Source organism: Amaricoccus macauensis, assembly GCF_049800915.1.
GTDB lineage: Bacteria > Pseudomonadota > Alphaproteobacteria > Rhodobacterales > Rhodobacteraceae > Amaricoccus > Amaricoccus macauensis_A.
In genome coordinates this window covers 319,969-346,676 of the sequence record NZ_JBNAFY010000001.1, presented here as the reverse complement: position 1 = coordinate 346,676, position 26,708 = coordinate 319,969, and the positions used below count along the sequence as shown (strand labels likewise).

The 26,708-nt window shown below is 58.3% G+C and carries 26 protein-coding genes and 1 tRNA gene; 8 read left to right on the top strand and 19 right to left on the bottom strand.

What is annotated here, in order from left to right; all coding sequences use genetic code 11:
- Window positions 1–181 precede the first annotated feature (181 nt).
- Window positions 182–1,261: an IS5 family transposase gene (locus ACP15W_RS01470; protein WP_424931050.1), complete on the top strand. Its 1,080-nt coding sequence runs from the start codon at window positions 182–184 to the stop codon at window positions 1,259–1,261.
- A gap of 115 nt (window positions 1,262–1,376) precedes the next feature.
- On the opposite strand, the gene ACP15W_RS01465 is transcribed toward ACP15W_RS01470, so the two are convergent.
- From ACP15W_RS01465 to ACP15W_RS01445, 5 genes are all read right to left on the bottom strand, one after another.
- Window positions 1,377–1,452: transfer RNA gene (locus tag ACP15W_RS01465), tRNA-Gln, on the bottom strand.
- 90 nt (window positions 1,453–1,542) lie between these two features.
- Window positions 1,543–2,394 (bottom strand): 3-deoxy-8-phosphooctulonate synthase, encoded by an 852-nt coding sequence (kdsA, locus tag ACP15W_RS01460; protein ID WP_424931049.1) that lies wholly within the window; start codon window positions 2,392–2,394, stop codon window positions 1,543–1,545.
- A gap of 159 nt (window positions 2,395–2,553) precedes the next feature.
- Window positions 2,554–3,987: a Glu/Leu/Phe/Val family dehydrogenase gene (locus tag ACP15W_RS01455; protein ID WP_424931048.1), complete on the bottom strand. Its 1,434-nt coding sequence runs from the start codon at window positions 3,985–3,987 to the stop codon at window positions 2,554–2,556.
- 241 nt (window positions 3,988–4,228) lie between these two features.
- A complete protein-coding gene (hrpB, locus tag ACP15W_RS01450; RefSeq protein ID WP_424931047.1) occupies window positions 4,229–6,724 on the bottom strand; it encodes an ATP-dependent helicase HrpB in 2,496 nt (831 codons plus the stop codon).
- A gap of 5 nt (window positions 6,725–6,729) precedes the next feature.
- Window positions 6,730–7,572: a DUF3108 domain-containing protein gene (locus ACP15W_RS01445; RefSeq protein WP_424931046.1), complete on the bottom strand. Its 843-nt coding sequence runs from the start codon at window positions 7,570–7,572 to the stop codon at window positions 6,730–6,732.
- Between the two features lie 28 nt (window positions 7,573–7,600).
- On the opposite strand from ACP15W_RS01445, the gene meaB reads away from it, so the two are divergent.
- The 3 genes from meaB to ACP15W_RS01430 are packed head-to-tail and all read left to right on the top strand — an operon-like array spanning window position 7,601 to window position 10,009.
- Window positions 7,601–8,590, top strand: a complete 990-nt coding sequence (gene meaB / locus ACP15W_RS01440; RefSeq protein WP_424931045.1) for a methylmalonyl Co-A mutase-associated GTPase MeaB — start codon at window positions 7,601–7,603, stop codon at window positions 8,588–8,590.
- Window positions 8,580–9,179 (top strand): uracil-DNA glycosylase family protein, encoded by a 600-nt coding sequence (locus ACP15W_RS01435; RefSeq protein ID WP_424931044.1) that lies wholly within the window; start codon window positions 8,580–8,582, stop codon window positions 9,177–9,179. The genes meaB and ACP15W_RS01435 overlap by 11 nt, the downstream gene beginning before the upstream one ends.
- Before the next feature lie 38 nt (window positions 9,180–9,217).
- The gene (locus tag ACP15W_RS01430) at window positions 9,218–10,009 is read left to right on the top strand and encodes an SseB family protein (RefSeq protein WP_424931043.1); all 792 of its coding nucleotides are present in this window, start codon (window positions 9,218–9,220) and stop codon (window positions 10,007–10,009) included.
- Between the two features lie 51 nt (window positions 10,010–10,060).
- Here ACP15W_RS01430 and ACP15W_RS01425 read toward each other — a convergent pair whose 3' ends face one another.
- Genes ACP15W_RS01425 through ACP15W_RS01410 form a run of 4 tightly spaced genes read right to left on the bottom strand, consistent with a single transcriptional unit; the run spans window position 10,061 to window position 13,009 of the window.
- Window positions 10,061–10,321 (bottom strand): PepSY domain-containing protein, encoded by a 261-nt coding sequence (locus ACP15W_RS01425; protein ID WP_424931042.1) that lies wholly within the window; start codon window positions 10,319–10,321, stop codon window positions 10,061–10,063.
- Between the two features lie 38 nt (window positions 10,322–10,359).
- Window positions 10,360–10,812 carry a hypothetical protein gene (locus ACP15W_RS01420; RefSeq protein ID WP_424931041.1) on the bottom strand — a complete coding sequence of 151 codons (453 nt, stop codon included), beginning with the start codon at window positions 10,810–10,812 and terminating at the stop codon, window positions 10,360–10,362.
- A 36-nt stretch (window positions 10,813–10,848) separates the two neighbouring features.
- Entirely contained in the window at window positions 10,849–11,835 is a 987-nt protein-coding gene (locus ACP15W_RS01415) for a YVTN family beta-propeller repeat protein (RefSeq protein WP_424931040.1), read from the bottom strand.
- A gap of 10 nt (window positions 11,836–11,845) precedes the next feature.
- Window positions 11,846–13,009: an ABC transporter substrate-binding protein gene (locus tag ACP15W_RS01410; RefSeq protein WP_424931594.1), complete on the bottom strand. Its 1,164-nt coding sequence runs from the start codon at window positions 13,007–13,009 to the stop codon at window positions 11,846–11,848.
- A gap of 202 nt (window positions 13,010–13,211) precedes the next feature.
- Here ACP15W_RS01410 and ACP15W_RS01405 point away from each other — a divergent pair, with 202 nt between their 5' ends.
- Together ACP15W_RS01405 and ACP15W_RS01400 are read left to right on the top strand one after the other, a co-directional pair.
- Window positions 13,212–13,757, top strand: coding sequence for an SRPBCC family protein (locus ACP15W_RS01405; RefSeq protein WP_424931039.1), 546 nt, complete (start codon window positions 13,212–13,214; stop codon window positions 13,755–13,757).
- A gap of 67 nt (window positions 13,758–13,824) precedes the next feature.
- The gene (locus ACP15W_RS01400) at window positions 13,825–14,697 is read left to right on the top strand and encodes a YncE family protein (protein ID WP_424931038.1); all 873 of its coding nucleotides are present in this window, start codon (window positions 13,825–13,827) and stop codon (window positions 14,695–14,697) included.
- A gap of 8 nt (window positions 14,698–14,705) precedes the next feature.
- Here ACP15W_RS01400 and ACP15W_RS01395 read toward each other — a convergent pair whose 3' ends face one another.
- The 6 genes from ACP15W_RS01395 to ACP15W_RS01370 form a co-directional block, all read right to left on the bottom strand.
- Window positions 14,706–15,251: a PQQ-dependent catabolism-associated CXXCW motif protein gene (locus ACP15W_RS01395; RefSeq protein WP_424931037.1), complete on the bottom strand. Its 546-nt coding sequence runs from the start codon at window positions 15,249–15,251 to the stop codon at window positions 14,706–14,708.
- Complete coding sequence (locus ACP15W_RS01390; protein ID WP_424931036.1) at window positions 15,248–16,087, bottom strand: substrate-binding domain-containing protein; 840 nt, start codon at window positions 16,085–16,087, stop codon at window positions 15,248–15,250. The genes ACP15W_RS01395 and ACP15W_RS01390 overlap by 4 nt, the downstream gene beginning before the upstream one ends.
- Entirely contained in the window at window positions 16,071–16,607 is a 537-nt protein-coding gene (locus ACP15W_RS01385) for a c-type cytochrome, methanol metabolism-related (RefSeq protein ID WP_424931035.1), read from the bottom strand. The genes ACP15W_RS01390 and ACP15W_RS01385 overlap by 17 nt, the downstream gene beginning before the upstream one ends.
- 90 nt (window positions 16,608–16,697) lie before the next feature.
- Window positions 16,698–18,500, bottom strand: a complete 1,803-nt coding sequence (locus ACP15W_RS01380) for a methanol/ethanol family PQQ-dependent dehydrogenase (protein WP_424931034.1) — start codon at window positions 18,498–18,500, stop codon at window positions 16,698–16,700.
- A gap of 190 nt (window positions 18,501–18,690) precedes the next feature.
- On the bottom strand, window positions 18,691–19,521 hold the full coding sequence (gene fghA / locus ACP15W_RS01375) for an S-formylglutathione hydrolase (protein ID WP_424931033.1): 831 nt from the start codon (window positions 19,519–19,521) through the stop codon (window positions 18,691–18,693).
- Window positions 19,522–19,528: 7 nt separating this feature from the next.
- Complete coding sequence (locus ACP15W_RS01370; RefSeq protein WP_424931032.1) at window positions 19,529–20,641, bottom strand: S-(hydroxymethyl)glutathione dehydrogenase/class III alcohol dehydrogenase; 1,113 nt, start codon at window positions 20,639–20,641, stop codon at window positions 19,529–19,531.
- A 164-nt stretch (window positions 20,642–20,805) separates the two neighbouring features.
- Here ACP15W_RS01370 and ACP15W_RS01365 point away from each other — a divergent pair, with 164 nt between their 5' ends.
- The gene (locus ACP15W_RS01365; RefSeq protein WP_424931031.1) at window positions 20,806–21,408 is read left to right on the top strand and encodes a hypothetical protein; all 603 of its coding nucleotides are present in this window, start codon (window positions 20,806–20,808) and stop codon (window positions 21,406–21,408) included.
- A gap of 121 nt (window positions 21,409–21,529) precedes the next feature.
- On the opposite strand, the gene ACP15W_RS01360 is transcribed toward ACP15W_RS01365, so the two are convergent.
- Window positions 21,530–22,567: a quinoprotein relay system zinc metallohydrolase 2 gene (locus ACP15W_RS01360; protein WP_424931030.1), complete on the bottom strand. Its 1,038-nt coding sequence runs from the start codon at window positions 22,565–22,567 to the stop codon at window positions 21,530–21,532.
- 189 nt (window positions 22,568–22,756) lie between these two features.
- Here ACP15W_RS01360 and ACP15W_RS01355 point away from each other — a divergent pair, with 189 nt between their 5' ends.
- Window positions 22,757–23,590: a quinoprotein dehydrogenase-associated SoxYZ-like carrier gene (locus ACP15W_RS01355; protein WP_424931029.1), complete on the top strand. Its 834-nt coding sequence runs from the start codon at window positions 22,757–22,759 to the stop codon at window positions 23,588–23,590.
- Window positions 23,591–23,597: 7 nt separating this feature from the next.
- Here ACP15W_RS01355 and ACP15W_RS01350 read toward each other — a convergent pair whose 3' ends face one another.
- From ACP15W_RS01350 to ACP15W_RS01340, 3 genes are all read right to left on the bottom strand, one after another.
- Complete coding sequence (locus tag ACP15W_RS01350) at window positions 23,598–23,951, bottom strand: hypothetical protein (RefSeq protein WP_424931028.1); 354 nt, start codon at window positions 23,949–23,951, stop codon at window positions 23,598–23,600.
- Entirely contained in the window at window positions 23,948–24,571 is a 624-nt protein-coding gene (locus ACP15W_RS01345) for a hypothetical protein (RefSeq protein WP_424931027.1), read from the bottom strand. The genes ACP15W_RS01350 and ACP15W_RS01345 overlap by 4 nt, the downstream gene beginning before the upstream one ends.
- A gap of 94 nt (window positions 24,572–24,665) precedes the next feature.
- Window positions 24,666–26,654: an ATP-binding protein gene (locus ACP15W_RS01340; protein WP_424931026.1), complete on the bottom strand. Its 1,989-nt coding sequence runs from the start codon at window positions 26,652–26,654 to the stop codon at window positions 24,666–24,668.
- Between the last annotated feature and the right edge of the window lie 54 nt (window positions 26,655–26,708).

Below are 26,708 nucleotides of genomic sequence, written 5' to 3'. Positions count from 1 at the left end.
ACTGGAACGTTGGGTATCGGCTCCGGCAAACAGGTGATTTTGCCATCCGAAACAAGTAGATGCCCGCCATTTCAGCGAAAAGGGGCCTGAAAGGAATGCTGAGAAGGTGGAAACCTCTATTTACCTCGCCAGATTGGCGTTTTCCTGATTCAATGGTTCTGTGGGAACGGGCGAGGTCGGGATGGCGAGACAACCTGGGTTCTTTGACATCGACGAGAGGCTGAAGCGGTTGAGCGATCTCGGCGATCAACTCGAGGCTTATGCTGGGGCGGTTGATTTCGAGATCTTCCGGTCAGACCTGGAGAGCGCGCTGAAGTATTCGGACGGCGCCAAAGGCGGCCGCCCGCCTTTCGATCCTGTTCTGATGATGAAGATCCTGGTGATCCAGGCGCAGAACAATCTGAGCGATGAGCGTGCGGAATTCCTGATCTCCGATCGCCTGTCCTTCATGCGCTTTCTGGGGCTGGGACTGCATGACAAGGTTCCCGACGCCAAGACGATCTGGGCGTTTCGGGAACGACTGATCAAGGCCGGTGCCATAGAGGGTCTGTTCAAGCGTTTTGACGAGGCCCTGCGCGACGCCGGCTACATCGCGATGTCGGGCCAACTCGTCGACAGCACATTGGTCGCGGCACCGAAGCAGCGCAATACCGATGACGAGAAGCGCCAGATCAGGGACGGCAGGACCGCAGACCAGATCTGGCCGGAAAATCCTTCGAAGGCACGCCAGAAGGATACCTCGGCCCGGTGGACAGTCCAGTTCGGCAAGGCCCGGCTCCGGGAGGACGGCAAGCCGATGGCGGATATCGCGATCCCCTCCTTCGGCTACAAGGCTCATACGAGCATCGACAGGAAGTATCGCCTGATCCGGCGCTGGGATGTCACCGACGCGGCGGCTCATGACGGCAGGATGCTGCGCCGGGGGCTGCTGGATTCTTCGAACACCGCCTCAGGCGTCTGGGCCGACAGTGCCTACCGGTCCCGCAAGAACGAGGCCTTCATGGAGCGCCACGGTTTCATCAGCCATGTCCATCGCCGAAAGCCGAAGGGCAAGCCGATGCCCGCGCATATCCGTCGCGGCAACGCCACTCGTTCGAAGCACCGTGCACCGATCGAGCATGTCTTCGCCGTTCAGAAACAGGCCATGGGTCTCACGATCCGAACCATCGGGATCGCAAGGGCCAAGGCGAAGATCGGCATAGCCAACATCGCCTACAACATCAGAAGGCTGGTCCAGATCCAGAAGGCCGAGGGCGCGTGAGCCATGGGACGGCAAGGAGAATAGACAACGCAAGATGAACCCGGTCGGTCATCATCCAAGCCGCGCCGATTACATCATTCTCGCCGTGCAACGCGGGTTGATAGAGGTCACCAGGTGGCTGGGGCGGCTGGATTCGAACCAGCGCTCTTCGGTACCAAAAACCGCTGCTTTACCAGCTAAGCTACGCCCCAACTGTGCGCTTTCTATTCAGTGATCTCAGCGATCACAAGTGAGAATTTGATTTGAATGATCTCACTGCCTCTCTGAGACGGACAACGCCTCTAGATCGTCAGCGGTCGCGCTTTCGCCAATCTGTCGAACGCCGCAAGGTCCGCCACCAACCGTCCCATTTCGTCAAGCCGAACCATGTTGGGACCGTCGGAAGGCGCGCTATCCGGGTTTTCATGGGTTTCGATGAACACCGCTGCAACGCCCAGTGAAACGGCCGCTCGCGCCATCACGGGAGCAAATTCCCTCTGTCCCCCTGAGGACCCGCCTTGCCCCCCTGGCTGCTGCACCGAGTGGGTCGCGTCCATCACGACCGGATAGCCGGTCCGCGCCATGATCGGCAAACTACGCATGTCGGCGACCAGCGTATTGTACCCGAAGGATGAGCCACGCTCAGTCAGAAGAATGCTGTTGTTACCGGTGGAAGCCACTTTGGCCGCGACGTTGACCATATCCCAAGGCGCGAGGAACTGCCCCTTCTTGACGTTGATCACCGCGCCCGTCTCACCAGCGGCGAGCAGGAGATCGGTTTGCCGGCAAAGGAAGGCGGGGATCTGCAATACATCGCAAGCTTCTGCTGCTGGAGCGCACTGATCCGCCGTATGTACGTCGGTCAAGACCGGGCAACCGACCCGCGCACGGACTTCGGCGAGGATCGACAGTCCCTCGTCAATTCCGACGCCGCGCTGGCCTTTCAACGACGTTCGGTTGGCCTTGTCGAAGGATGCCTTGAAGACATAGCCCAGACCCTGTTCAGCGCAAATTTGAGCCATTGCCTCGGCGATCATCATGGCATGATCGAGACTTTCAAGCTGGCAAGGCCCCGCGATCAACGTCAGGGGCGCCGCATTCGCAACAGCAATATCCCCAATTTGAACTGTCCGAAAAGCGGGCGCGTCTGCCATGTATACCTCCCTGTGTCATCGGTGCGATAACCTTCCGCATCGAGAGAGTAAAGCCGTTCGAACGCAACGCCAGTTCGGCGGGATACCGTTGCGGAGTCGTAGGCCGCCAGACGTTCTCCCGTCACTTGATCGACAGGTGTTCGTGCGCAAGAGGCGGCACTACAGCCCCTTCGACCTATAGCTGCCCGCAACGCGACCGATCGAGACGATATAGGCCGCCGTTCGCAGATCCTCGACGCCCTTCCTTGAATGCCAGACTTCCCGCATGGACTGGTAGGCGGTCCGCATCGTGTCATCCAGGCCGGAACGTACCAGTTCCAACTCGCCGGCACCGCGCACGAACTGCTCCTTGAATGCCTTGGAGAGTCCGTGTTCCGCACCGGACACGGAAAGAATCCGGTCAATCTCCTTCACGAGCATCTGGTTCTGCGCCTCTTCCTGGCGGCGCTGCATACGACCGAACCGGATATGGCTGAGGTTCTTGACCCATTCGAAATAGCTCACGGTCACGCCCCCGGCATTGACGTAGAGGTCCGGTATGATGACCTTCCCCCGTGATCGCAGGATATCATCTGCGCCGGCCGTAATGGGCCCATTCGCGGCCTCGACGATCAGAGGTGCCTTTATGCGCTCGGCATTCGTCAGGTTGATGACCGATTCAAGTGCGGCGGGAATGAGTATGTCGCAATCATGCTCAAGCAGGCTTTGGCCATCTTCGACATAGGTGCCCCTCGGAAAATCCTTCACACCACCGCTTGCCTGAACGTGAGAACGAAGGAACTCGATTGGAATGCCATTCGGATCCAGAATCGCTCCATCGCGTTCGATTACACCCACGATCTTGCAGCCGTCTTCCTCGGAAAGGAATTTTGCCGCGTGATACCCGACGTTGCCGAGGCCCTGGATGACGACACGCTTGCCCTCGAGATCCCCCTCGAGACCGGCGGCTTTGAGGTCCTCCGGATGTCGGAAGAATTCCTGAATTGCGTATTGGACACCACGGCCCGTGGCTTCCACTCGACCAGCAATACCACCGGCATTCAGAGGTTTGCCCGTGACGCAAGCTGACGCGTTGATGTCAGTCGTGTTCATCCTGCGATATTGGTCGACGATCCAGGCCATCTCGCGCTCGCCCGTGCCCATATCCGGTGCCGGGACATTCTGAGACGGATGGATCAGATCACGCTTGGCGAGCTCGTAGGCGAACCGACGCGTGATCAGCTCCATCTCGTGCTCGTCCCATTCGCGCGGATCAATCCTGAGCCCGCCCTTCGATCCACCAAAGGGAACTTCGACCAGAGCGCATTTGAATGTCATGAGCGCGGCGAGTGCTTCCACCTCGTCCTGATTCACGCCCATGGCAAAACGAATTCCGCCCTTGACCGGCTCCATGTGCTCCGAATGAACAGAGCGGTACCCCGTAAAAGTATGAATTGTTCCTCGAAGACGCACACCAAACCGCACAGTGTAGGTCGAATTGCAGACCCGGATCTTCTCTTCCAGTCCAGGAGTGAGGTCCATCAATCGGACCGCGTGGTTGAACATCATGTTGACGGAGTCGCGGAAGCCAGGCTCCCGATGCGGCGCATTCATATTTTTCCTCCCGAGGACGATCTGACGTGGTCCTTGCTTCAGTGAGTAGAACACTCCTCCAACGAGCGCTCAACCCCCAGCGAAGGGTATTCAGCAACCACCACCCCGGGGATCCGAACTCTGCGTTTCGGATTGTTGACAAATGATTAGCTGATTGTCGCGCGACGCGGAGCAAGGAACTGAAGGCCCCTGTCAGTGCTGGAGATCACCATTCTGATCTCATGCGTGGCTGGCAGCAAGCCTAGACCGATCGATCTCGCGGCTTGCGCGTTCGGCGCGTCGGCACCGCGTTGGCAGGATCCTCGGGCCAGGAATGCTTCGGGTACCGCCCCCGAAGATCCCGCCGAACATCGCTGTAGGAGGACGCCCAGAAGCCGGGAAGATCCGATGTCGTTTGTACCGGGCGCTGCGCCGGGGAAAGAAGATGGAGCAGCAGCGGCATTCGATCTGGACCCACAGCCGGATGCTCAGACAGACCATAGAGTTCCTGCAAGCGCACCGAAACCGAAGGCGGATCATCGGCGTAGTTCACGGGCAATCGGGTTCCAGTCGGCGCTGTTATCGCAGCTGGAGCCAGCCGATCCAAGCTTTCGCGCTCACTCCAGGTCAGTCGGGCTTGCAGAGCAGCCAAGAGATCTAGCTGTGCGAGCTGATCTGCACGCCGAATGCCCGAGAGATGGGGCATGAGCCAATGCTCGACCTCCGCCATCAGGCCATCCGGAGAGAAGTCCGGCAATTCCCTCTCTCCCCGCGCACGGAGCCACTCGACCCGGGCCGCGAAGCGCCTGGCCCCAGCATCCCAGGGCAAAGCCTCTATGCCAAGATCCCGCACGCCTTCCGTCATCGCCTGGGCAATCGCCTCCGGCGGGGCTGCCGCCCAGCGCCGATCTTCCAAGGCTACAGCACCCAACATCAACCGCTCGCGGGCCATGACGGACCGCGTTCGTCTGGACCACTCGCAGACTCGGTCCTGCCTCAGGTTCTTCGCGTGAAGGTCACGAATCTCCGACTCCGCCGCCACGAGCGCGCGCCGTATCAAGGCCTCCCGAGGATTGCCGTCCAGATCACCCACTACAAGCATGTGCGCCGTCCCAATGGGGTCTTGCGGAGCCGCTACAGCCCCCTTGCCACCGGTCAGCAGATAGCGTGGCGCCTCACCTGTGCGACGCTGTGCGATACGGTCGGGGTAAGCGAGGGAAAGGACAGCCCCAGCAGAAAGGCTGCTCCCAGACTTCGAACTCTTGGGCAAGAGACGCCTGAGGCGCTTGGCTTCGGCCCTGACCTGGTTCAGGGCCGCCCAATCAATTTCAAACGCCACGGGCTTGCCGCGCAGTGCTTTCAACCGGTCAGAAAGATCCGAGGAGGAATTGGATAGCGGGTCTCGGTTTTCAACGAGCGCTGCCAGATTGCACGCGACTTCCCCCGCCCCGCGCGAATTCGCCTCTAGCAGCATATGAGCAAGGCGCGGATGCACCGGCAGCCCTGCCAGAGCCTTGCCATGGTCCGTGATGCGTCCGGACTCGCTCACGGCACCCAAGTCTTTCAGCAGCGCGAGCGCCTCGTCGAAGGCGCTCTGGGGTGGTGGTGTTAGCCAGGCGAGGTCGTCAGGGCCACTCGCCCCCCACATCGCCAGCTCAAGCGCCAATGGAGAGAGATCAGCGGAAGCAATTTCCGGCGGGGGGAAGGCTGAAAGGGCACCCTCCTCGCCTTTCGTCCATAGCCGGAAACACCAACCTCGATCGACGCGCCCCGCGCGTCCTTGACGTTGTTCCGCTTCTGCACGCGTCACAGGTTCGGTCACCAACCGTGCCATGCCGGATCCGGGATCAAACCGCGAGCGCCGGGCACGCCCCCCATCGACCACAACGCGCACATCTGGGATGGTAAGAGATGTTTCGGCAATCGATGTCGAAAGGACCAGCTTTCGCCCCTCACGCAGCGGTCTGAGTGCAGCACGCTGAACCTCTGGCCTCAGTCCACCATGAAGCGTCTGGATCACAATGTCGGTCTTGAGTCTCCCGGCGAGAAGCCGTTCGACCCGACTGATCTCTCCCCGACCCGGTAGAAAAACCAGCACCCCACCCTCGGTTTCGTCGAGCGCGGTGCAGACCAAATCGGCAACCGCTGTTTCGAACTGCCCACGCCGTGGCGCCCCTTTGGACCAGGGACGATCCAGCCATCGTGTCTCTACTGGAAAGGCCCGACCCTCCGACGTGACGAGCGGCGCCCCCCCAATCAGCTCCGCCACGGGCTCGGCGTCGAGCGTGGCCGACATGATGAGAAGCTTGAGGTCCGGACGAAGCGCAGCGCGCAATTCAAGCGTCAACGCAAGCCCAAGATCGGCCTGCAGGGCTCTCTCATGAAATTCGTCGAAAATCACGCATCCGACACCAGCGAGTTCCGGGTCGGATTGGATCATGCGCGTCAGCACGCCTTCCGTGACGACCTCCACCCGGCTACCACGCACGCTTTCACCCTTGATGCGATAGCCGACCCGGCTCCCGATTTGTTCACCAAGCATTTCGGCCAGGCGTTCCGCCGCCGAACGGGCAGCGACCCGGCGAGGTTCGAGCATAAGGATGCGGCCTTCAACCATACCGGCTTCAAGGAGATAGAGCGGCACGCGGGTCGTCTTTCCGGCGCCTGGAGGCGCTTGCAAGACGGCATGTCCTGACGTCGCCAGCGCATGCCCCAGCTTCGGAAGCACCGTTTCGATCGGCAGATCAGTAGCGTGCAACGGCCCTACTTCCGCACCAATGCAGCCATACCGTAGTCTGTTCGTGTCTCGATCCGTTCCAGCCGCGCCTCACCAGCGCCGGCCTTGCGATAGACTACGCGAAACGAATAGGACGAACTCGTATTGAAGCTGTTACCTTCACCCTCAAGGCGCTCATAGCTCCCATTGCAGACCAGATTTTCTCCGTCAGTTTGCGGTGTACCCAGCGTGATCCTGGAGCGCCGAGACCCATCGAAAACGTCTACCGAGTTGCGGCAGATCTCGTCGGACGGTCCGTCTCTCAGAAGCGCAAAACTTGCCGACACGGGATCGACAGTGCCGCTTTGCTTTGATGGTTCCGGCGAACTCGAACGTGGTGGCTCAACGGATACGAAAACAGGGGTGCCTTGCTCCCACTCGATCCGCGTTTCTCTCCGATCCCTTGGCGACTTGGAACTGGCGACAAAGCTATCGGGAACGACCCGACCATTGGCCGCAACCCCGCCCTTTGCCGTTCCGTCATAGAAAAAATCGGCGAATATGCTCACCACTCCTGCTGTCCGGACTTCGGCATTTGCCTCGTAGCTGCGACCTTCGTCACGGCCTGACATCGCTATCTCACCCGCTCGAATTCCCGCAATCTTGAAATCGAACACCGCCTCATAGGGTTCAGCTGCGACCAATGGCGGGAGCAGCGGAACCGACAGCACTGTCGCGAGGCTGACGCCTGCGAATTTCTGGGCAAATCTGGCATACAGCATGTGGTTGACTCCGGACGGATGGTCTTGGTGTATGCCAAATGCGCCGGAAACCTCCAAGCAAGAACCCGGCGGGCCAAATGAAGCTTGCGTGAGGGGCAGAAACGACATGGGCGAAGGCGCGAGGGTTGCATCCGAAATGGCAACGCAAGTCGCATCCGGAGACCGCAGAGCGCTCGCGAGATCCATCACCCTGGTCGAATCGAGCCGCGCCGATCACCGACAGATGGCACAGTCACTGCTCGCCGACCTGCCACGTCGCGAGAAACCCGCTCTGCGTGTCGGTCTGACCGGCACGCCGGGCGTCGGCAAGTCAAGCTTCATCGAGGCGCTCGGCCTCTTCCTCATCGAACGAGGCTTGAAACTGGCCGTACTTGCGGTGGATCCCTCCTCGGCACGGTCAGGCGGCTCCATTCTCGGGGACAAGACCAGAATGGAACACCTCTCGCGAAGGCCGGAAGCCTTCATCCGACCTTCCCCAAGCAAGGCGACCCTCGGAGGAGTCGGGCGAAATACCCGTGAGACAATTCTGCTTGTCGAAGCATGGGGCGCCGATGTGGTTCTCGTGGAGACGGTGGGGGTCGGTCAGTCGGAAACCATGGTCGCGGACATGACAGACATCTTTGTTCTTCTCCTTGCGCCCGCGGGCGGAGACGAATTGCAGGGTGTCAAGCGCGGCATCATGGAAATGGCCGATTTGATCCTCGTAAACAAAGCCGATGGCGAGCTCAAACCGCAAGCCATGCGAACCTGCGCTGATTACCACGGCGCGCTTCGACTGATGCGTGCTCGACCCGGCGATCCCGAGGGGTTTCCCAAGGCACAGACTGTTTCAGCCTACACGGGTGACGGTTTGGAGGAAGCCTGGAATGCGGTCGAAGCGTTGGCTACCGGCAGGCAACAAAGCGGAACCTGGGATGCCCGTCGTGCGGCACAGGCACAGACCTGGTTCAGCCATGCGATAGAAGCAGGCCTCATGGCAAGGCTGGAACGAGACCCCAAGATTGCCGCGCACCGCGAGGAACTGGCGAGCAAGGTTGCCAGTGGAGAACTCCCGCCTGACATTGCCGCGGAAACCCTGCTGGACAGTTTTGCACCAAACCCAATTTTGATCTCGAATGACAGCTGAAGAGCTTTCTGCCGAGATTCAACACTGCCGCATCTGTGCCGACAGATTCGCGGCGACCCGAACCGCCCATTCGCCAAGACCGGTTCCCTGGCTCTCTGAAACTGCCTCGATCCTAATCTGTGGTCAGGCACCCGGCCTGAAGGTGCATCAGAAGGGTCGTCCATTTGATGACGCTTCCGGAGACCGTTTGCGCCAGTGGATGGGGATTGACCGCGATACCTTCTACGATCGGAGCAGGATCGCCGTTCTCCCGATGGCATTCTGCTTTCCCGGATATGATGCGCACGGTTCAGATCTACCGCCCCCGGCAATTTGTGCCCAAACGTGGCGCAAGCGTGTTCTTGGATCCATGCCGGCTATTCAGCTGACGCTACTTGTCGGCGCATACGCGCAAAAATGGCACCTTGGTGGAAAATCGAGATCGGTCTCGCAAACAGTCGCCGACTGGCGCGAACTGCCGCAGCACTTCATTCCGCTTCCCCACCCCTCCTGGCGCAACACCGGCTGGCTGAAGCGCAACCCATGGTTCGAAAAAGAACTCGTGCCTGTATTGCAAGCACGGGTTTGCAACCTCCTGCAACATCGCTAGACCTTGGTAGACACGGACCCCGGCGGATCGGGAGAGAAATGACAGAGACCGCAATCGACGCAGCCTTTAACGCCACGCAGGCCGATCCGGACGACACCGGTCTCTACATGCGCCTTCTGGAACGGATCATGGACGCTGAGCTGTTCCTTTTATTGGCGGAAGAACCAGAGCGCGACCACATCGAACCGCATCTGTTCGAAATGGATGAAGGCCAGTTCATTCTTGCCTTCGACCGCGGTGAAAGACTTGCCGAGTTCCTGGATGAGCCTTCGCCCTACATCGCGCTTCCGGGGCGGCGGTTGGTGGAAATGATCTCCACTCAACAGGTCGGCCTGGCACTCAACCTTGGCGTGGCACCTTCAGAGATGCTGCTTCCTCCCGAAGCGGTCAGGTGGATGGCACAGCTTGGCGAGGGGGATCCGGAACTGCACGAAGCCAGGATCACCGGTATCGCGATGCCGCGCCACCTCCCCTCCGGACTGATGGCCTCTCTGGATCCCAAACTGGCCGCGCTTTCTTCTGTGATAGACCAGGCACACTTGGTGGAGGCGGAATTCTCCGAGAACGATAACGCGCTTCTGCTCGTTCTCTTTGGTGTACCGGAAGGCGCGCGAAAGGATGTGGCAGCTGCAATTGGTGAGGCGGTACGCTTCAGCGGTGTCGAACACGCACGGCTGGACGTCACGTTTCTCGACAACGACGCGCCGAGCCGGGCACAGATAGAGGCTGTTTCGGTGAGGATCGAGCTGCCTGATGATAGAACCAATCACCACCCTCAGGCACCAGTCGAACCAGGAAGTGATCCGGACAAGCCACCGCGGCTGAGATAGCCCAGCAAGCGTCAGGGCCGGGACGAGCCCGGTCGCTTCGGTCTGCTACTGCTACTCTTTGCGACGGCCAGTTTCGTTCAGGTTGGAATCCAGCTCGATATCGTACTGACCATCGGCACAGAACACATCGTCGAGTTCATAGCCGTCATCCTCGACTTCGATATCGCTCGGATCCATCTCGCATTGCATCTCGGCGAGCATCGCCTGGATTTGCTCGGCAGTTTCTGGTGAAACTCCCTGCGCCGAAGCGCTAAGAGGCATTGCAAGCGCGAATACTGAAACTGCGGCGAGCATGGTCTTTCTGAACTTCATAAGTCTTTTCCTCCCTCTGAATCATCGCTCCCGCCGCATCAGCGGATCGAGAACGTCACCTTCTGCGTTTCCCCCGTGCTTCCGGGGATCTTCAGATCGTAGGAGCCGGGCTTTATCGCGACGAAGGAAATCGATGCCGAGCCGGCCGCGTCGAACTCGAGACTGTCAATGGCCATAGGGCGGACCTCGATCTGGTTGATGACAATCTCGTTGAACCAGACCGCACGGAAGAACTCCGGGCCGGAAACGGCAAGCTCTGCGGAGCCATCCGCATTGATATGGATCTCATAGTACGCGCCGGACTGAAGCTCGACGGCCCCTTCCGGATGGAGAGGCTGGCCGGACGCAAGTGTCAGTTCAATGGGTTCACCGCGATTACAGCTTGCCAGCACGCCTGCGAAACCAAATTCATCGCAGAGCGGTGCCGCGGTAGATACTGAAGGCAGAGCTGTGGCGGCCGCGAGTGCCGCCGCCGCGAATAGGGTTCTCATGTAGTCCTCCCGTTTGGAATTTTCCGATCAGCTGGCTCAATCCGGTGCCACGACGACACCCCAGGGCTGCTGGCCGACCTGAACCGACTTTATCGTTTCAAGATTCTCGACGTCTATTACCGAAACGTCGTTAGAGTTCCCGTTGGTCGTGATCAGATATTTTTCGTCCGGCGTGAAATCGAGCTGCCAAACGCGCTGACCTACCAACAGGTATTCCAGCACTTCGTCGGTCTGCGGATCTATGACCGCCACCCTGTTCGCAGGCCCGAGCGCTACAAAGAGCTTCGACTGGTCGGAGGTGATGCGCATCCCCACGGGCTGCAGCCATTCCGGCTGAACTCCAGGCACCTCAAACCGGATCTTGTCGATCAGTTCGGGCGTCTCGCCACTGGTGTCGATCACGCTGACCGTGCCACCGATCTCGGAGCTGACATAGAGCTTCGCTCCGTCATCGGTGTAGATCGCGTAGCGCGGCCGCTGATCAACAAGGATGTTGTGCTTGATGGCGAAATTGTTCGTGTCGATGAAATGGGCCATGTTGGTGGTCTCGGAGGTGTTGATCGCCCAATTTCCATCCGGGCTGACCGCCATGCCTTCTGGTTCAACGCCGACTGGCACCTCCGCCAATACCTCCCGAGTTACCGTATCGACGACAGTGACAAGATTGTCGTCCTCGTTGGCGATGTAGAGGGGATTTCCCGAGGGGTGCAAAACAAACAGTTCGGGGTCCGGCCCGGATGGCAATGTATGAAGTTCCTCGTAGGTTTCCGGGTCGAACACACGGACGAGATCGTCATCGGACGCGCAGACATAGAGTTCAGATCCATCGGGTGCGATCGTGATGCCTCGAGGGCGGTTGCCGGCGGGAAACTCGTCCAAGACCTCCCAGGTCTCGCTGTCGAGCACCGTCACAGTGTTGCCGCGCTCGTTGGAGACAAAAACCTTGTTGGCCAAGGCCGGAGCCGTGTTGCAGCCGGCCCCGAGGATCGCGGCCAATACAGCCGTTCGCACAATTCTCTCCATGAATAGCTCCCTAGTCGAATACGGTGCAGGCCGATTCCGGCTCGTCGAGGCCGAGCGTGTCGAGCGGCGAGACCTGGTGCAGATAGCCTTCCTGCGGGGAAACGCTCACGTTGATCCGTCCATCCGTCAGCAAAATCGGCTGGCGCAATTGCCCGTTCCAGTCCCGAAACGTTACGGGTTGCCCCTTGAAGGCCGCGAGCTCGAATTCATCGCCCAAGGCATATTCGAGGATCGTGGCGGGATCTGCCTGACCAGTCCGAGTCACGGCCTCGCCGACAACACGCAATGCGAGCCAGGCCTGGTAGTCTTCCTCCCGAGCGTAGCGCCCGGAAAGTTCCTCGAACCGGGTCTGAAACTGAGTTGCCCCCCAGGATTCATGCGCGGGCATCCAGCTTGCAGGCGTCAAGCCGGCTGATCCGACAATAAGATCAGGGCCCCAAGTGTGATATGGCAGATGTACGGCAAACACATCCGCTTCGTCAGCGGCAACAACCACATCGTGGTCCGGCATGTCCTGGGTAAAGAGCGGCATCTGACGCTGGACCATCACATGCCCGGTGTCGCTGACCCTCGCACCGCCAGTATCCTCGAAGCCGCGTTGATCGACGATCTCAGCGCCGAACTTCCGGGCTGAGTTGCGGTAGCTGTCTGCAAGCGCGAAATCTTCAGGGTGGGACCCCTGGATCAACACCCACTTGTCCCACTTCTTCCACATAAGATACTGAGCAAGGGCGTCGGTTCGCATCGCGCGGCTGGGCGCAACATGCAGCAGGTTGCCCCGGCAATCTTCATCGCGCAGGTTATTGCCTTGTGCCAAGGCATTGAGCACCAGAGCGTCTTCGCCAGCACGCTCCGCAAGCTCAAGCGTGAGTTCATCTCCGGCAAGCAAGACGATGATACGGATCCCCTGCCCCAGAAGCCCGTCCAGCGCCGCAGCCGACTCTTCGGGTGAAGTCGCGATAGTTTCGACGGTGAATTCATGTCCCAAGAATTGGCCGGTTGTCTGGTTATCCTGGGTTGCAAGCATCGCGCCGGAGAAGCCTAGATCCTCAGGCTTCAGGTCCAACCGCGAAATGGGCAAGAGTTCCTCATAGTCTACCCGGAGCACTGCGGCGTCGACATCTACACCGAGCACGGCAGACGGACAAACAGCAGCCGCTACAAACGGCAGCATCCAAGTCTTCAACAAGTCATCCTCCCAGTCGGCCGTTTCACGACCGTTCTTATGTGACCATTCTAGTAAGGAACGGGCAAAGCACAATGACATGGAACCGATACCTTTGGCGTATTGAGCTCTCATCTGAGCGGCCCGATCATCCGTTCACCACGTGCGAATGTGCGATCAAGTCAGCAAAGAAAACAGGTGAGGGATCAGGATGAAATTCGAGAAGAGGCTGGCAGCCGGCATCGGCTTCGCGCTTCTTGGTGCAATGGTGCCGGCTGCTGTGCTGGCGCATGGGCCAACACGCCAGAAGATCACTTTGACCACGGAAGTTCCGGCCGCCCCCGAAGAAGTCTGGTCCGTGATCGGCAACTTTCAGGATATGGGCTGGCATCCGGCCGTTGCCGTGACCGAGGGCCAAGGCGGAAACGAGATCGACGCAACCCGGGTCCTTTATCTTGGTGCATCGGATGGGCCAACGATCTCCGAGGTGCTCTACAAATACGACGACGCAAAGATGAGCTACTCCTACCGCATCACAGACGTGGACGTAGAAATTCTGCCGGTGACAAATTACTCTTCGCACCTGACTGTAAAGCCTATGTCAGGCGGCTCCGAAATAGAGTGGCGGGGAGCGTTTTATCGCGGTGATCCGAACGGTGATCCACCAGAACACCTGAATGACGAAGCGGCCATAGCGGCGGTAACCTCGGTCTATGATGCCGGTTTGACAGCTCTTGCCGAACGTTTTGCGCAGTAGGACTATTTTCTGGCTCGCAGTCTTCGCGGGGGTGCCAATTGCGGCCCTGGCCGGAGACTTGGCATTCGTGACCAATCAGTCGAGCAACGACATGAGCGTGCTCGACCTCGAAAGGGGACAAGAAATTCGCCGGGTGCCAATACCCGGCCAACCGGCAGGCATAGCTGCAAGTGGGATACTGGGCGCGGCCATTGTCGTCAGTCCGGGAAGCAAAAAAATACGACGCCTCGACATAGATGACGGTTCACTGGTCGCAGAGGCGCAACTCGAGGGCGGTCCCTTGGGTATTGCCCTCGATACGGCGCGAGGGCGTGTTTTCGTCAGCGACTGGTTCAATGCACGGATCTGGGTGCTCTCGCCAGAGGACTTGAGCGAAATGCAGGTTTTGACGACCGGTGGCACACCCGCTGGCCTCGCAGTTTCACCTGATGGCCAATGGCTGGCCAGCGCAAATCGCGATGCCAACAGTGTTTCGATTTTTGACGCCGCGTCCCTCGTTCTCACTCATACGGTCACAGTAGGCGCCCGACCTTTCGGCCTCGAATTTGCCCCGGATGGGCGACTCTTCACCGCTGACGTTGGAAGCAACACCGTGACGGTCATGGACCCTGTCACCGGGATTGTTGAGGGTCAGATACCAACGGGCGAAAGACCGTATGACGTGGCATTCGCGTCCAAGCGTGGCTTTGTATCGAACCAGTATGCCGATTCCGTCACGGTTTTCGATCTCGAGACCCTCGAGCCGATCGCGGAACTCAATGTTGGTGAATATCCCGAAGGCATCGCGGCCACGTCCGATGGACGACGGATCGTCGTGGCCAACTGGTTCTCGAATACCGTATCGCTCATCGATGCGGAAATACTTACGGTGGTGGAAGAGATCGAAACCGGGGACGGACCACGAGCTTTTGGATCATTCGTTGTAGATCCAGAGGAATGATCCCCCCGCTAGCTTCCTCCAGGCTTTGGTTCCATTCGTTCGGTTGGGTGTCCGGCCGCCAACCAGCCATCCGTACCCTCAGGAAACCAGAACACATTCGAATAGCCATACTCGACTGCGCGCTTTGCAGCATTCCAGCTCATCCAACAATCGGCCTGGCAGAAAAGAACGACAGGAGCGCCGAGATCTCCCTCGGTCGCCTCTCCTAGCCCTTCGCGGAAATACTGATGCATTGCCTCTGGAATTTCGCCATATCCCACATTCGCGAGCCAAAGGGCCCCCGGGATCGTATCCCGGGGCTTCTCACGGTAGATCGTGCCCTCAGGGAGTTCGGGCTTCGGTGGACGAGGGAGCGCGTCTATGAAGGCGACTCGCCCGGTCCTCCACAAGGCATACGCAGCATCGGTGTCAATGACCGTGGCGCCTGCGAGCGTATCGGGAACGGGCGCCCGATAGTCTGTCATCCGATAACTCTGCGGTTCTTCCACCGCGTACGCGACTGGCGCGGCCACGAGAAAGACCGCAACTAGCACGCTTGAGGCAGCCGACTTCATTGCTTTGGCTCAAGTGGTGCTGTGCCCATATCGTTCATGAGCGGCACGCCTGCTTCCAGCAGGATGTCATTGATCTCGTCTTGATTGCGTCGGATCAGCGAGTTCAGTTTTCGCGACCAGTCCAGTTCGCCTCGGCGAACACCCATTGTAATGCGATAGAACATTTTCGGTGGCGCCTCCTCATCCATCAAAGGCGTGGCGACCAGACTAGGATGCTTGGTCTTGACTAGCGGCCCACCGATTGGCCCCCACAGGATCGCGACATCGATTTCTCCAGCCTCAAGATCCCCAAGCATGTCGCCCGAGGGGTCAGAATACCGACGATCCACAAAAAGCGGATAGGATCTTGCCTGGCTGATCAATCCATTCCGCGCCATGTGTGAGGCGGCGGGGCTTCCGGCAACCAGTCCGATGCGCGCGCCTTCGAGATCGGGATCTGAGATTTGCGATATACCCGCATAGCGACTCGCTTCTGGCACCACTATGACAAAGCGCGATGTATAGTAGTGATTGGTATTCTGAACCAGTTCATGGAGTTGCGCATATCCGATTACCACATCGCATCGGTTTGCGCCGAGCGTATTGCGCACAAAACCTGTGGAGTCCGGATACCAGGTGTATTCGAGCGGGAGATCAAGCTCGCGGGCTAAAAGCTCGGCAATCTTGTTTTCGAACCCGGAACCGTCTTCACTTGAAATTGGAAAGTTTGCGGGATCTGCACAAACTCGAAATTCGTTCCGCGATACGAGATCGGCAGTCTGCGCGGTTGCTTCGCCGGGGTGACCGGCCAGCAGGAAGATCAGGGCCGCCGCGCAGCCCCTAACCGTGGCATGCATCCTCAGCCGCCTGAATCTCATCGGATTTGGCCTCTTTGCTTCCCGGGCGTCCCCGCGGAATCGCCTCCATGCCGCGCGCCTTCAGATAGACGTAGATATCATCAAGATAGCACATGACGTTGTTGTTCGTCCCGAACGAGGGCATCACATCCTGCTCAGAACTGGTGACGTTCTCACGACCGTTCACCACCACATCGATGAAGTCGTAGTAGTCCATGTTGACAGCGGATGCCTTGAGGGCCGGTGCGTAGGTCGAACCTTCCCCGTCCGGCCCATGGCAGACGTGGCACTCGGCGTGATAACGGCGAAACCCGGAAAATGTCAGCCAATCGACGGTACCATCATCGGCCACATTGTAGGTGGGTATATCATCGTCGGTGTAGTATTTTCCGCCTTCCTCATAGGCGACGGTAATATTGGCCGTCATCTCCTCTTCTGTAAGCTGCTGTGCGCCAGCCAAAGACGAACAGGCAAGTAAGGCCACCGAGAGACACGGCGTCAGGATTCTGCTTCTCATCATTCAACCTTTTGGGCCGGGGATCGACCGGCACGAGTGAGGGAAACCCGTGCCGATCCATTCTGGGACTAATCTGCCGTCAGGCAGCTATCTTCACTCCGGCAGGGTGAAGACCGTCAACTGCCCGCCCAGCGCGGTATAGTCGCTCAATGCCGCGTATCCGCCCACGGCACCCAAACCGTCATTGGGATTGGTCAGCCCCGCAGCGAGACCGATTCCGGCCCAACCGCCAATGCCAGACAGGACGGCGACATATTGCTTGTCGTTGTGGGTGTAGGTCATCACATTGCCGATGATGCCCGACGGGGTCTTGAACCTGTAGAGTTCCTCCCCGGTCGTGGAGTCAATGGCTTTGAGATAGCCTTCGAGTGTACCATAGAAGACGATATCACCCGCGGTGGCCAAGGCGCCTGACCAGACCGAGAATTGCTCGGGGATCGACCACTTGATCTCGCCGGCCACATTATCCCAGGCAATGAAGTTACCCATACCGCCATGGCTGTCGGGTGCTGGATACATTGCAAGCGTTGCGCCTACATAGGGCTGGCCTGCCGTGTAACTTACCCGGAACGGCTCATAGTCCATGCAGACATGGTTGGTCGGAACGTAGAAGAGCTGGGTTTTCGGCGAATAGGAGGCTGGCTGCTGATCCTTGGTGCCTAGCGCAGCCGGGCAAATGCCGGTCGAGTTCACGTCCTCGCCGTTCTGCTCGGTCGAGTATTCGGCCACGACCTGCGGACGGCCATACTCTTCACTTTCGGGATCCATCACCACTTCGGTCGCCCAGTTCACCGCCGGGTCGAACTTTTCGGCCACCAACAGCTCTCCTGTTACTCGGTCGAGCGTGTAGCCAAAGCCGTTTCGGTCGAAATGGGTCAGGAGCTTTCGCTCTTCCCCGTTGAAGTCCTGATCGGTGAGTATCATCTCGTTGACGCCGTCGAAGTCCCACTCGTCGTGGGGCGTCATCTGGTAGAACCACTTGGCCATCCCGTCATCGGGATCACGCGCCATGATAGTCATGGACCAGCGGTTGTCACCAGGTCGCTGCGCAGGATTCCAGGTCGAAGGGTTACCGGTGCCATAGTAGATCAAATCGGCTTCCGGATCATAGGAATACCACCCCCAGGTCGTGCCGCCTCCGATCTGCCATTGATCACCTTCCCAGGTATTCAGGCTTGAGTCCGCACCAATCGGCTCGCCGAGATGTGTTGTATTCTCCGGATCAACGAGCATTTCTTCGTCCGGACCCATCGAATAGGCGCGCCATTCCTGCTCGCCAGATTCCATGTTGTATGCTGTCACATGGCCGCGCACGCCATACTCGCCGCCCGAGATGCCGACTATGATCTTGTCCTTCACGGGCAGCACGGTCGCCGTGTTCGTCTCACCGATCGAGGGATCACCGTTCACGGCCGTCCAGAGCACCGATCCATCCTGGGCATTGAGGGCGACAACGGTCGTGTCTGCCTGATGCAGGAAAATCTTGTCATTTGCGTAAGCCACACCGCGATTGACCGTGTCGCAGCACATTACCGGAATGACACTGGTGTCCTGCTTCGGTTCATAGCGCCAGATTATTCGTCCGTTGTCGTTGAGATCGAGCGCATAGACGATGTTGGGAAATGGCGTGTGCACATACATCACATCGCCGATCACAAGCGGCGATCCTTCGTGGCCGCGCAGAACACCGGTCGAGAAGGTCCAGGTCGGGACGAGATCCCCGACGTTATCCTTGTTGATCTGATCCAGTTCGGAATAGCGCTGGTTTGCGTAGTCTCCGGTCTGGATCGCCCATTGGTTCGGGTCACTCATGACCTCCATGAGGGCTTCGTTCGCGCTCGCCCCAATCGGGGATGCCACAGCTACGAGCGCTGCAAGACTGATTGATCGTCGCATTCTTGATTTACCTCCCTTAAAGTTCTCTTGAGGTTCTTGTCACCCCAGCGCCACTCGCCCGCGCTTTTGTGCCATCTTTTTATTCTTGGGCGCCAATTACAGGAACCGAAGGACCGGCCGCTTTCACAACGAGCATGTGTTGCTCTGCGGCTCTTCTGACCGACGACCCCGTCAATTTCCCAGCTTTACTTCACGATGCATTCAGCCTTTCTGCGTGCCATTTGACATGATCTTCCGCGAAGGACGCGACAAAGAAGTAGCTGTGGTCGTAACCGGGTTGCATCCGCATCACTGATGGCTGCCGCCGTTTTGCCAAGAGCTTCGCCATTGCCTCGGGCTTGAGCAACTCTAGAAACTGATCGTCTGCACCCTGATCGATCAGAATTGAGCCGGCCCAGCCATGCTCCTCGAGAAGCAGACAGGCGTCGTGCTTGGTCCACAATGACTCGTCTGCACCAAGATAGGCCGAGAGCTGTTTGCGCCCCCAGTTTGACGCCGTGGGGTTCACGATTGGGGAAAACGCGGAAACTGAACTGTATTTCTGCGGGTTACGAAATGCGATGGTCAGTGCACCGTGTCCGCCCATCGAATGTCCAGTAATGCCGTGCTTGCCATTGACCGGGAGTGCACCTTGCAACACCGAAGGGAGCTCTTTCACGACGTAGTCATACATCTGATAGTGCTGGCTCCAAGGCTCCATACTCGCGTTCACATAGAACCCCGCGCCCTGCCCCAGATCATAGGCATCGTCGTCCGCCACATTGGATCCGCGCGGGCTGGTATCGGGAAAAACCAGCGCCAAGCCGTGCTCGGCAGCGTATTTCTGCATACCTGCCTTAGTCATGGCATTTTCATGGGTGCAGGTAAGGCCAGAGAGATACCAGAGGACTGGCACCGATCTGTTCTTCGCCTGAGGCGGCAAAAAGACCCCGAAGGTCATTTCCACACCGCAGACATCCGACATATGCTTGTAGACCGCTTGGGTCCCGCCGAAACACTGGTTCTTGGAGACGAGTTCCATGCAACCCTCAGTATTGGACGACCGCGCGGATCGACTTGCCCTCATGCATGAGGTCGAACCCGTGGTTGATCTCTTCTAGTTTGAGCCTGTGGGTGATCATCGGATCAATCTCGATCTTGCCATCCATATACCAGTCGACGATTTTCGGCACGTCTGTGCGCCCACGCGCGCCCCCGAACGCCGTGCCGCGCCAGCTCCGCCCGGTAACTAGCTGGAATGGACGCGTCGAGATCTCTGCTCCCGCCGGCGCCACACCGATGATGATGCTCTCACCCCAGCCCTTGTGTGCACATTCCAGCGCCGTGCGCATCACATTTACATTGCCTGTGGCGTCAAACGTGTAATCCGCACCGCCTTTGGTGAGGTTCACTAGATATGCCGTCAGATCCTCGCCCACCTCGGTTGGGTTGACGAAGTCGGTCATGCCAAACTTCTCGGCCATCGGCTTCTTGTCATCGTTGAGATCGACACCGACAATCTGATCGCAGCCCGCAAGCCGAAGCCCTTGGATCACGTTCAACCCGATCCCGCCGAGCCCGAAAACAACGCAGCGCGAGCCGATTTCCACCTTAGCGGTATTGATCACCGCACCAATGCCGGTGGTCACGCCGCAGCCAATATAACATACTGTATCGAAGGGCGCGTCCTCACGGATCTTCGCCAGTGCGATCTCCGGAAGAACCGTGTAGTTCGAGAAGGTCGAGCACCCCATGTAGTGGTAGATCGGATCGCCATCGAGCGTGGTGAAGCGGCTCGTTCCGTCGGGCATCAGGCCTTGGCCTTGGGTGGTCCGGATTGCCTGGCAGAGGTTGGTCTTTGGATGCAGGCAGTAGTCGCATTCCCGGCATTCCGGTGTGTAGAGAGGGATCACGTGATCGCCCGGCTTCAAGCTCGTCACCCCTGCACCCACCTCCACGACAACGCCAGCACCCTCGTGCCCCAGAATAGCCGGAAAGATGCCCTCCGGATCGGCACCCGAGCGCGTGAATTCATCGGTGTGGCACAGTCCGGTTGCCTTGATTTCGACAAGGACTTCGCCCGCCTTGGGGCCTTCCAGATTGACTTCGGTAATCTCGAGAGGTTTGCCAGCCTCGAAGGCGACGGCGGCGCGGGTGCGCATATGTGCTTCTCCCTGAAGAACGTGAGTAAGTTGCCCATAGGCCTTGAGAACGAGTATATGCCCGCTCTCAACGCGAACAATTAAGACCTTAGGATGCAGTTGAACCGCTTCGCAACCCGTCGTTTTTGCCATAAGAAACAATGGCTAGGGAGGAGTTCACTCAGATGTTAGTCAGAACCGCACTCAACGGCGCATTGATCGCTGCCCTGCTATTGCCATCGAGCCTGATCGCCCAGCCGATAGAAGATCCGAACTGGCCCTGTGTGCAACGCAAGGTAACCGGCTTGTCCGTCGGGCTGATGTGGCCGCATCCGCTACCCGATAGCGAAATTAGCACGGCACAGAGCGAACTGGCAGATGCTCTGGCCCTTCGAAGGGTATCCCTTGCGGATGCAGAAAGCCTTGTTGCGGATTTCATGCAAGCGAACCCTGAGACCGATCTGGACGATCTCGGACTAATCTTCGAGGGCGTATTCGATCACCTCGCAAAGGAAAGGCGGAAGATCATGGCAGGGATCGAGCGCTATGCGTCGGGGCAGCATGCTCTCTCCCAGCGAATTGATCAAAACCGAATGGCGTTTCGCAAAGCAGAGGCGTCAGAGCCTCCAGACTACGACAGACTTGATGAGCTGGAGGCAAAGATTGATTGGGATGAACGCATATTTCGTGACCGGGCCCAATCGCTGACCTACGTCTGCGAGACCCCTGTCCTACTGGAACGCCGGCTTTACGCTATCGCTCAGATGCTACTGAATTCAGCGCCGTGACACGGCCGAGAGAGCCTACGCCGTCAGGACTATAGGACTGCAGTTTCAGCCTACATCAGATTTTGCCAAGTCATATCGGGATGAGATCGGGTATGCCATTGCCGGATGCTTCCCTGCCTCGTTACTCCCACTCAAGCTCGGTATACGCGACAGTCGCGTTGCGCGGATTATAGACGTCAAACAAGGACCATCGGTCAGCTTGATCCATGCCAATACGTTCGATCGCTTCGGCGAGGCTCGTTCCGGCTTCGATCTCTGCGCGTGCGTCCCGGACAAGGCCCTCAAGGTAGGACAACATCGGAACCACGCTTTCAGGCCAGAATAGAACTGCTTTTCCGTGTCCCGGAACAACGCCATCCGCACGCTCTTCACACATTACCTGCAATACAGAGATCCAGCCACGCAAGGAGCCGTCCAGTGTGGGAATATGGTTTTCCACCACCAGATCTCCGGAGAAGAGCAGCCTCGTTTCACTGTCAAATACGGTCATATCGTTCGTGGTATGGGCAGTTTCTCGCGGCACTAGGTCGAGCGTTCGTCCCCCCAAATCAATACTCGTTTCGAATTCGACAACGGCATCAACCACCGGAACTTCGGTGCCCATGAAATCGACCTCTGCGATCAGATCGGCGTATCGATCGAGATACGTCTGTGATCTGTCCGCCAACGCGCGCGGCAAGCGTTGATGCGCGATAACCTTTGCACCCGCCTCCTGCAAAGGGACAGCGCCAAACACGTGATCGGGATGCATATGCGTTAGAATTGCATACCGTATCGGCTTCTGGCTGACCTCACGAATGGCTAGGTAGACGGCTTCACCCAGAGCACGGGTTCCGCCCGCGTCAATAACGGCGATGGCATCCTCTCCAACGACAAATCCGATATTGGACGTATCTCCCTGGTTATTGAGACCAGGCTCGGCAACGGCTCCCGTATGCACAAAAACTCCGGGAGCAACTTCTTCGAATTCGAGGGCTGATGCTGGCCGCTCCTTGCAATACACGCCACCTGAAACGATCACACCCTCGAATCCGATCTCTGCCATTAAAGCCGAAAGCTCACATTCGACCCGGTCTATACTGGCGTGACCGGGCAATAATGCCGCCCGGCAAACATCAGTTGCCTCCAAGGAGCAAAGCATCACGAATGCTTCGAACATGTATTCGTCCTTTTCATGGGAAATTGTGCTTCGCTGAAACGCAACTCGCCACATATCCCAAAGGATTGGTTCGGTTACAGCATGAAAACTGCTATTCTGGTAGGTGGTTGGTTGCAAGCAATCGATCTCGGCGCAAACCGCAGAGCGTTCCAGCGCCAGCCTCTTGTCGACAGGACGGAGCCTTTCGCCATGTCATCCAGAACGTTTTCCATTTCGAGCATCTCCTGCTTGGCACTTGCCCTTGCGGGCTCACTATGGGCAGCCGAACCCGCCCGGGACAATCCCCTTGTTGCAAGCGAAAGTTGGGATCTCATACGAGATGACCTCGTGGGAGATGTTGAGTTACTCGATGGAGAGGATGTCTTCGATCTTGGAGCGCCCTATCGTGCCGCTGACGCCGCGACCGTGCCAATAACCCTTCGGCAAACCAACGATACAGCTGGCCCAATCGAAATGGTCCGCCTAGTGATCGACGAAAATCCGGCGCCACTTGCGGCCGACATCAGCTTCGGCCCCGCCATGCAACCGCTCGATTTTGAAATGCGCGTGCGTGTCAATCAGTATTCCAATGTCCGCGCCATCGCCGAAACCCCAGACGGGCATTTCATGACGGGACGTTTCGTGAAGGCGAGTGGAGGCTGTTCGGCCCCTGCCTCGAAGAGTCCGGAAGAAGCACTGGCCGGAATGGGAGAGATGCGGCTCCGCCTTTTCGGCGTGACGAAAAGCCCACAGGTATCGAAACCGCGCCAAGAGGCGCAGATAATGATCCGGCACCCGAACTACTCGGGGCTTCAACGCGACCAGATCACCCAACTCTTCATCGGGGCTCACTTCCTCGACCGCATTGAGGTTCTTCAGGGGGACGAGCGCCTGTTTCTGATGGAGGGCGGGATCTCGATAAGCGAGAACCCGGTCTTCCGGTTCAACTACGCCGACAACGGAGCTGAATCACTCAGGATTATTGCACACGACACCGAGGGCAACACATTCGAGAAGACCTTGCCCAAGGTTTCTCCAAGTTGAAGCCGGCCTAGAAACAGAGAATTTCTGCCTCAGCTTGCGCCCTGCGCAGGTCTGCCACAAAAGCTTGGTTCATCTGAGGTCCCTTGAACATCGACATGCGTTCGCCACCCACTTGCTGGAGCGAGAGAACTGTCTCCGCCTCCACATATTTCTCGTATGGTAGGATGGACGCGATCCGATCGATTGAGCAGGAACATTTTGAAAGCATAATGCGCGTCTGACCGTTTGCAGCCATGCACCCGAAGACATAGTCGGCCCGCGCCTCGGTTGGGTAGTCATTGAGCCTTTCCGCCACGGTTTGGGCGATACTCGGCACGCCAAACGCGATACTGAAAACTCCCGCGATGAGAAATGTCTTCATTCTGAAGCTTGCTCCACATCCGAAATTTCTATCCGTTGGGACACCGCCGCAGGTTCGCCCCCCCCCGAAACTGCCAGCGAATAGTACCAGCCCGGGACATCAGGAGACACCGTTACTTCCAATGCCAAGTCATCGAAGCCCGCCGCTTCAGCATTCACATCCCCTTCCAGAGGGTGAAGCACAAGCCGCTCTCCCGACACCTCAATGCCCTCCAAGATCAACAAAACTGGTTCATGCTCTGCCTCATCAAGAAGCGCTTCCTTGAAACGGTTCCTGATATAGAAGGGACTTCCGCCAGATTTTTCGGCCACAGCCCGAACGGCATTCTCCATGTAATACATGATCAGCGGATTGCCGACATCAGTCGGAAATTGGCCAATCGCACCGCGCTGTTGCCCGCGTATCCGAACAAGTTCTGTCAGGTTCTCCGACCCGATCGTGAGACGGAGGGTCTGATCCGCGACACCGCCCGTTTCCGCATATTCGATTACAGAAGCCTCCGGCAGAGCGTCTAGTGTACCGCTCCGAAAGATCGTGTCATAAGTCTCGTTGTCAGTGGCTCCCGCGATGCAGGCAGTTGAAATGCTCGCCGCGGCCAAGGGCCCAAGCCAGATCTTCATCGCCCGTTTCCTCCCAAGCTTCCCGTGATCCTAGCCCCTCACCACAGCGCGTCACCGCAGACCTTTGTCGGTGCCGAACCTATTGGCGCCTTGGCTATCCAGACAAATGCCGCGTTTTCCAATCAATCAGCGCTCGCAGTCGAGCAAGCTTGACCGGCTTGTTCAGAATGGCAAAGTCGCAGGCCTCCCCTGCCTTGAGCAGCGCATCGCTCCGTGTAGCTGTGACCATGACGGCAGGTATATGATCTTGGGTTTCTGCTCGAAGTGCCTCGATCGTCCTGAGACCGGTATCTTCCCCGTCGAGTTGATAATCGGCGAGGATGATATCCGGTGGCGCACCCAGGTCGCGAATCGTCCGCACGGCCTCCTCGGTCGAATGAACAGCCAGAACGCTCGCGCCCCAACTTTCGAGTTTCTGCGTTGTGGCATGGCGTAGTTCTGGATCGTTCTCCACCAGAAGAATGATACGAGCGAGATCTTCGTGTTCAGAGTCCTCGTTTGGTGATGCATCAACCGCATCAACCTCATGAGAACTGACCTTGGGCAGATCAATCCAGAAAACTGAGCCGCGGCCTGGTTGCGACCGTAGCCCCACCTCGTGTCCAAGAAGACGGCATGCACGCTCAACGATGGAGAGCCCAAGTCCGACGCCACCGCCGGACCCGCCCCGCCCCAGCCGGGTAAACTCCTCGAATATCCGCTCCCGATCCGAAGCTGATATCCCGACACCCGTATCCCACACCTCAAGTCGGAGTGTTTCACCACGAAGGCGTACGCCGACCAGAACCCTGCCCGCTTCCGTATACTGAATCGCATTGGCAACAAGGTTCTGCGCGCACCGACGCAGGTAACGCAGATCACTGCGAACAACCCGCGAGGATCGCACAATACGCAGTTCAATTCCCTTTTCGGCCGCCAGCGCTGCCATGTCATCGCCCAGCGCATCAAGCACGTCATTGATCCGGAAAGCGCTGAGCGTGAACTCCGCACCACGGCTGTCGAGCCTTGAAATCTCCAGCAACGAATGAAGGAGCGACTCGATTGACGAGAATGATCTTTCTAACCGCAAAGCGGTATCCGCTACGCCATCTTGCCGGGCCTGCTCTCTCAAAGTGGAAACATAGATTTTGGCTGCGCTGATGGGTTGGAGAAGATCATGGCTGGCGGCAGCGAGAAAGCGAGACTTGGTCCTGTTCGCTTCCTCCGCGGTTTCCTTTGCAACACGCAACGCTTCCTCGGCCCGGGCCTGCTCCTCATACTGAAGCCTGAGAAGGCGGTTGGTCTCTGTCAGTTCGGCAGTACGTTCGGCCACGCGACGCTCAAGCGTTTCGTTCATGCGCTGCAACTCGGCCGCAGCTTCCATTTCGCGGGTCACGTCCATCAGGACGACAATGAAGCCCCCATCGGGAAGGCCATTGATGAGAACATCGAGCGTCAGGTCGGAAAAGCGCCGCAATCGCTCTTTCACTGACTTCCCGGACCGCACGGCGCGAACCCATTTCATAAGTTCTATCCGGTCGCCAGCACCATTCAGGTCGCGGGTCATCTCCAGGAAATCGGCAATCCGGCGTACACTCGTTCCCTTCCTCAGGAAGGTATAGGGCAGCCCTAGCAGGTCTCCGAAACGATCATTGTAGACAATGAGTTCGCCTTCGCGGGAGAAGGTCGACACGCCAAGACTCATATGATCGAAGGCTGCCTGCAGAAAAACCGCCTGCTCGTCGATCAACCGGTCCTTTTCGCGCCGGCTCTGGCGCACGACATCCGTTATTTCGGTCTGAAGAACGGCGATGTTCCCGGAGCCGGTGCGACGATGAGACACCTGAACCCAGCGATCATGCGCCAACGGCAGAACGTATGTCGAGTAGTGCCGCCCCTCTGGATCCGGAAGAAGCCGCATCCACTCGCTGCCATCATCATCTGGCTCAGGTCTGAGGCTATTACTTCGAGCTACGGCCAGCATGTAGTCGCGATACTCGAGGCCAGGTCGCAGCATCGGGGCGAGGTCTGGCAATAGAGACTTGAAATGTTCATTGCAAATCTGCAGGCGGTTTTCGGAGAACAGCGCGAAACCGCCCTCCATTGCTTCAAGCGCATCAGCCAGGTTGGCCTGGCTGACCTCCTTTGCCTGATGAGC

What these genes read in the sequence shown, in the direction of transcription:
- ACP15W_RS01370 (WP_424931032.1), bottom strand. Translation starts at nt 20,641, where the DNA reads ATGCGCACCCGCGCCGCCGTCGCCTTCGAGGCTGGCAAACCTCTCGAG.
- ACP15W_RS01455 (WP_424931048.1), bottom strand. Translation starts at nt 3,987, where the DNA reads ATGAATGCGCCGCATCGGGAGCCTGGCTTCCGCGACTCCGTCAACATG.
- ACP15W_RS01405 (WP_424931039.1), top strand. Translation starts at nt 13,212, where the DNA reads ATGAAATTCGAGAAGAGGCTGGCAGCCGGCATCGGCTTCGCGCTTCTT.
- ACP15W_RS01340 (WP_424931026.1), bottom strand. Translation starts at nt 26,654, where the DNA reads ATGGAGGGCGGTTTCGCGCTGTTCTCCGAAAACCGCCTGCAGATTTGC.
- ACP15W_RS01355 (WP_424931029.1), top strand. Translation starts at nt 22,757, where the DNA reads ATGTCATCCAGAACGTTTTCCATTTCGAGCATCTCCTGCTTGGCACTT.
- ACP15W_RS01345 (WP_424931027.1), bottom strand. Translation starts at nt 24,571, where the DNA reads ATGAAGATCTGGCTTGGGCCCTTGGCCGCGGCGAGCATTTCAACTGCC.
- ACP15W_RS01390 (WP_424931036.1), bottom strand. Translation starts at nt 16,087, where the DNA reads ATGCATGCCACGGTTAGGGGCTGCGCGGCGGCCCTGATCTTCCTGCTG.
- ACP15W_RS01395 (WP_424931037.1), bottom strand. Translation starts at nt 15,251, where the DNA reads ATGAAGTCGGCTGCCTCAAGCGTGCTAGTTGCGGTCTTTCTCGTGGCC.
- ACP15W_RS01385 (WP_424931035.1), bottom strand. Translation starts at nt 16,607, where the DNA reads ATGATGAGAAGCAGAATCCTGACGCCGTGTCTCTCGGTGGCCTTACTT.
- ACP15W_RS01435 (WP_424931044.1), top strand. Translation starts at nt 8,580, where the DNA reads ATGACAGCTGAAGAGCTTTCTGCCGAGATTCAACACTGCCGCATCTGT.
- ACP15W_RS01445 (WP_424931046.1), bottom strand. Translation starts at nt 7,572, where the DNA reads ATGTCGTTTCTGCCCCTCACGCAAGCTTCATTTGGCCCGCCGGGTTCT.
- ACP15W_RS01425 (WP_424931042.1), bottom strand. Translation starts at nt 10,321, where the DNA reads ATGAAGTTCAGAAAGACCATGCTCGCCGCAGTTTCAGTATTCGCGCTT.
- ACP15W_RS01420 (WP_424931041.1), bottom strand. Translation starts at nt 10,812, where the DNA reads ATGAGAACCCTATTCGCGGCGGCGGCACTCGCGGCCGCCACAGCTCTG.
- ACP15W_RS01380 (WP_424931034.1), bottom strand. Translation starts at nt 18,500, where the DNA reads ATGCGACGATCAATCAGTCTTGCAGCGCTCGTAGCTGTGGCATCCCCG.
- kdsA (WP_424931049.1), bottom strand. Translation starts at nt 2,394, where the DNA reads ATGGCAGACGCGCCCGCTTTTCGGACAGTTCAAATTGGGGATATTGCT.
- fghA (WP_424931033.1), bottom strand. Translation starts at nt 19,521, where the DNA reads ATGGAACTCGTCTCCAAGAACCAGTGTTTCGGCGGGACCCAAGCGGTC.
- ACP15W_RS01350 (WP_424931028.1), bottom strand. Translation starts at nt 23,951, where the DNA reads ATGAAGACATTTCTCATCGCGGGAGTTTTCAGTATCGCGTTTGGCGTG.
- ACP15W_RS01430 (WP_424931043.1), top strand. Translation starts at nt 9,218, where the DNA reads ATGACAGAGACCGCAATCGACGCAGCCTTTAACGCCACGCAGGCCGAT.
- ACP15W_RS01360 (WP_424931030.1), bottom strand. Translation starts at nt 22,567, where the DNA reads ATGTTCGAAGCATTCGTGATGCTTTGCTCCTTGGAGGCAACTGATGTT.
- ACP15W_RS01470 (WP_424931050.1), top strand. Translation starts at nt 182, where the DNA reads ATGGCGAGACAACCTGGGTTCTTTGACATCGACGAGAGGCTGAAGCGG.
- ACP15W_RS01365 (WP_424931031.1), top strand. Translation starts at nt 20,806, where the DNA reads ATGTTAGTCAGAACCGCACTCAACGGCGCATTGATCGCTGCCCTGCTA.
- meaB (WP_424931045.1), top strand. Translation starts at nt 7,601, where the DNA reads ATGGCAACGCAAGTCGCATCCGGAGACCGCAGAGCGCTCGCGAGATCC.
- ACP15W_RS01415 (WP_424931040.1), bottom strand. Translation starts at nt 11,835, where the DNA reads ATGGAGAGAATTGTGCGAACGGCTGTATTGGCCGCGATCCTCGGGGCC.
- ACP15W_RS01410 (WP_424931594.1), bottom strand. Translation starts at nt 13,009, where the DNA reads ATGCTGCCGTTTGTAGCGGCTGCTGTTTGTCCGTCTGCCGTGCTCGGT.